The sequence below is a fragment of the Halomonas sp. 707B3 genome, assembly GCF_024158645.1.
GTDB classification, from domain to species: Bacteria; Pseudomonadota; Gammaproteobacteria; order Pseudomonadales; family Halomonadaceae; genus Vreelandella; species Vreelandella lionensis.
The window spans coordinates 1-3701 of sequence record NZ_JAMZBE010000230.1 but is presented as its reverse complement, the minus strand read 5'-3'; the positions used below and the strand labels follow the sequence as shown (position 1 = coordinate 3701).

The following is a 3701-nucleotide window of genomic DNA, read 5'->3' as shown; positions in this document are numbered from 1 at the left end:
GCATTGAGTACGACGATCAGTCCGTTACGTCCAGGAAAACGCCATAGGGCGAGCGCCGCTCCCACTGGCAGCGCCAAGGCGCTGGCGATTAGCACGGCGACCAGCGACACCTGTAAAGAGAGCACCACGATGTCGATCAAATCTGAGTCCATGCCCAGAATCAGCGCGAGCGCCGTATAAAAAGGGTTATCACTTGCTGACATAAGTACCTGATGTAGAAGCGTCGGGCCGCGCACACGCCAGTGCGGTGGCCACGGGAGAATCGCGAGAGCTCAGCGTTTTCGTTAGGCTGCATAGTGTACGTTTACTTGATGTTATGCATTGGCTACTGAAATATATGCAGCCATACGCAGTTAAATGCAGGGTGAGCGATGCCAAACGACTATTTGACCACCGCTGAGGTGGCGGACTATCTGCGTTTGAAAGAGCGCAAGGTGTACGACCTGGTGCGTCAGGGCCATATCCCCTGCAGCCGTGCGACGGGAAAGCTGCTGTTTCCTCGACAGCATATTGATATGTGGGTGCTTAGCCACTTGGAAGGCGACCAGGCGCAGCGGCAGCCGCCTCCGCCGGTATTGGCGGGCAGCCAGGACCCGTTGTTGGAGTGGGTGGTGCGAGAGAGCGGGAGTGACTTGGCCTCGTTGTGTCATGGCAGTGGCGACGGCGTGCGACGCTTGCTAGAGGGCAAGGCGATGCTGGCAGGCATTCATCTGCTTAATGCGGCCTCAGGGCGCTACAACGAACCGGCGGCGCTGGGGCTTGGGGGTGTTCGCGATCTGATCGTGCTGCACTGGGCAACGCGCCGTCAGGGACTGCTGGTGGCATCCGGTAATCCGCTGGGCATCCGCTCGGTGAGTGATATTGCCCAGCAAGGTGCGATGCTTGCCTATCGCCAGCCCGGTGCGGGAGCCGCTCAGCTGTTAAACTGCTTGCTGCAACGGGCCGAGGTGGCGAATGAAGCGTTAAACTGGGCGGCCCATCCCGCGCTCAGCGAAGACGATTTAGCGCTGACCATTGCCCAAGGTGAAGCCGATGTTGGGCTAGGGATGGAGTCTGCCGCGCAACGCCAGCAGCTCGATTTTATTCCGCTGGTGGAGGAGTCGTTTGATCTGGTGATGCATCGTCGCAGCTACTTTGAGCCTGCCGTTCAAGCCTTGTTTGAATTTGCCAGAGAGCCCCGGTTTGCCCAGCGTGCGAGTACGCTAAGGGGGTATGATGTGAGCCAGCTAGGCCGCGTGTTGTACAACGCTTAAGCGCGTAGCGACTGGTCTGATTCGGTCTCTACGCTTGACGATTGTATAAGATGCGCCACACTGGAGAGGCGTTGTAGACGTAACCTCATCACGAAAAGATCATCACGAAAAGGAGAGCACGATGAATCAAGCACTGAATGGTAAACGTGTTGCTATTTTAGCCACCGATGGTTTTGAAGAGTCCGAGCTGAGCGTACCTCGCGCGGCGCTCCAAAAAGAGGGAGTCGAAGTGCATATTGTCTCGCCGGAAGGCAAGGGCATTCGCGCTTGGGCAGAAACCGACTGGGGCGATACCTACGAGGCCGACAAGGCACTGGCAGACGTTAGCGAGTCCGACTACCACGCCCTGGTACTCCCCGGCGGCCTGTTCAACCCTGACGAGCTGCGCCTGAACGAAGACGCCCTGAGCTTTGTAAAAGCGTTCTTCCAGGCGGGCAAGCCCGTCGCCGCCATTTGCCACGCGCCGTGGATTTTGATTAACGCTGGCGTGGTCGAAGGGCGCAAGATGACCTCCGTGCCAAGTGTCGCCCAAGACCTGCGAAATGCCGGTGTGAACTGGGTGGATGAGCCGGTAGTGGTCGATAGCGGCCTCGTTACCAGCCGCACCCCCAAAGACCTGGACGCCTTTAACTCCAAACTGCTGGAAGAGCTGCAGGAAGGGCGCCACTCAGGCCAGCACGCTTAATGGCGTGGTACCACCAGTGGGCAAGCTTTGCCAAAAGGCTTGCCCACGTTGTTGCAAAACCGATGAAGCGGGACAGTGGCCGCAGCGGGATGATGGTGCACCCCTACCGCGGTTACGGTTCCCAGCGGGAAATCTTTGTGATGGGCCGGGTGTTCCGCCAAGCGGCACTCGGCCGTGCCATTCCTAGACGCGGTATGCTGCGCGATACCGCCGACGTCGCGCGGCGAGTGTTCCGGCGTGGCCTCGCCAATGCCAAAGTCGATATTCGGGTGGGGGGCAATGAGCTCTGTTTAACCACCGACCGAGACGGCTACTTTGATGCCCACCTGCCGATTAGTACGCCTTTGCCGGTCGATGTTTCCTGGCATCGCGCCGATATTTTGGTCCATGCCGAGGGGCACCCACCGATCCGTACCAGCGTAGAAGTGTACGTACCGCCTCCTGAGGCGGACCTGTTGGTGATCAGCGATATCGACGATACGGTGATGTTCACCGGCGTGGCGGAAAAGCTCAAAATGCTTTACCGACTGTTTGTGCGCAAGCCTCACCGACGGACGGCGTTTCCCGGTGTAGCATCGCTCTATCAGGCGCTTTACCGTGGGCAGACCGAAAAGGCCGAGCGGCCGATTCTTTATGTCTCTCGTGGCCCTTGGGCCATTTATGAAATGTTGGAAGCTTTCTTCCAAATCAACCGGATTCCAGTGGGTCCTATTTTGTTTTTACGGGAGTGGGGGATCTCATGGCGTAAGCCGTGGCCCCGCCGAGCGGAGGATCATAAGCGTGACCTGATCGACCGCATGCTGGCGTTGTATGACGACATGCCCTGCATTTTGATTGGCGATAGCGGCCAGCATGATCCAGAAGTCTATACGGAGGTCGTTAAAGCTTATCCGGATCGGATCAAAGCGATTTATATTCGCCGCGTCGACAGCGACCCCCAGCGGGAAGCCGCCATTCAGCGTCTGCGCGATGAGTTAGCCCATACCGATTGTGAGCTGGTCTTGGCCGTAGATAGCATTTTGATGGCGGAGCATGCCCACGCCAAAGGCGATATTTCCGCCCGCGGGCTGCAAGCGGTGCAGCGCGACGTCGAAGCCAATCGTAACGAGCCTGCCTAAGCTGTGTTCCCCCGCCTTTCGTGGTAAAAATGAGCGTTGATGTCTTTCTTACTTGGCGGGTTCCGGTGTTGTGATGCTCATCCTCTTAATTATGCTGGCGTTGGCTATTTTTGTGCTGCCCAACCTATGGGCAAAATGGGTATTAAAGCGCCATACCCGAGGGCGTGATGATTACCCAGGTACCGGTGCGGAATTGGCCGAACATCTGCTGCGCCGTATGGGTGTGGAGGGAGTGCGAGTAGAACGCACCGAGCAGGGCGACCACTACGACCCCGAAGCCCGTTGCGTGCGCTTAACGCCCGATTACTACGATGGCCGTTCGCTCACGGCAGTCACCGTTGCTGCCCATGAGGTGGGCCATGCCATTCAGCACCATGAGGGTTATGCGCCGCTGCTGGCCCGCAGCCGTTTGGTACGAGTGGCTCAAAAGGCCGAAAAGCTGGGGGCTATTTTGATGATGGCTGCGCCGTTTCTGTTCGTACTCACGCGGCTACCCGGTGGCTTGGCAGTGGTTATTGCCATGGCGGTGATTAGCTTCGGCACCGCCGCGCTGGTACATCTTGTCACGCTGCCGGTGGAGTTCGATGCCAGCTTCAATCGTGCGTTACCGTTGTTGAAAGAGTACGTGCCGCCTGCCGATATGGC

At 58.1% G+C, this 3701-nt stretch carries 4 protein-coding genes and 1 pseudogene; 4 read left to right on the top strand and 1 reads right to left on the bottom strand.

The features are described 5' to 3' along the window. Positions 1-203: pseudogene (locus BIS10_RS17910) on the bottom strand (ABC transporter permease); the annotation flags it as partial. Positions 204-371: 168 nt separating this feature from the next. Here BIS10_RS17910 and BIS10_RS17905 point away from each other — a divergent pair. The 4 genes from BIS10_RS17905 to BIS10_RS17890 form a co-directional block, all read left to right on the top strand. Next, positions 372-1253 (top strand): helix-turn-helix transcriptional regulator, encoded by an 882-nt coding sequence (locus BIS10_RS17905; protein WP_253507389.1) that lies wholly within the window; start codon positions 372-374, stop codon positions 1251-1253. A gap of 121 nt (positions 1254-1374) precedes the next feature. Beyond that, entirely contained in the window at positions 1375-1938 is a 564-nt protein-coding gene (locus tag BIS10_RS17900; protein WP_054641013.1) for a type 1 glutamine amidotransferase domain-containing protein, read from the top strand. Continuing rightward, positions 1938-3056: an App1 family protein gene (locus tag BIS10_RS17895; protein ID WP_253507387.1), complete on the top strand. Its 1119-nt coding sequence runs from the start codon at positions 1938-1940 to the stop codon at positions 3054-3056. The genes BIS10_RS17900 and BIS10_RS17895 overlap by 1 nt, the downstream gene beginning before the upstream one ends. 73 nt (positions 3057-3129) lie before the next feature. Continuing rightward, positions 3130-3701: zinc metallopeptidase (locus BIS10_RS17890; RefSeq protein WP_253507384.1), on the top strand; the 572-nt coding region annotated here is incomplete at its 3' end.

Excerpts from the sequence above, each read along its gene's own strand:
- BIS10_RS17895 (WP_253507387.1), top strand. The coding sequence starts at position 1,938 with ATGGCGTGGTACCACCAGTGGGCAAGCTTTGCCAAAAGGCTTGCCCAC.
- BIS10_RS17900 (WP_054641013.1), top strand. The coding sequence starts at position 1,375 with ATGAATCAAGCACTGAATGGTAAACGTGTTGCTATTTTAGCCACCGAT.
- BIS10_RS17905 (WP_253507389.1), top strand. The coding sequence starts at position 372 with ATGCCAAACGACTATTTGACCACCGCTGAGGTGGCGGACTATCTGCGT.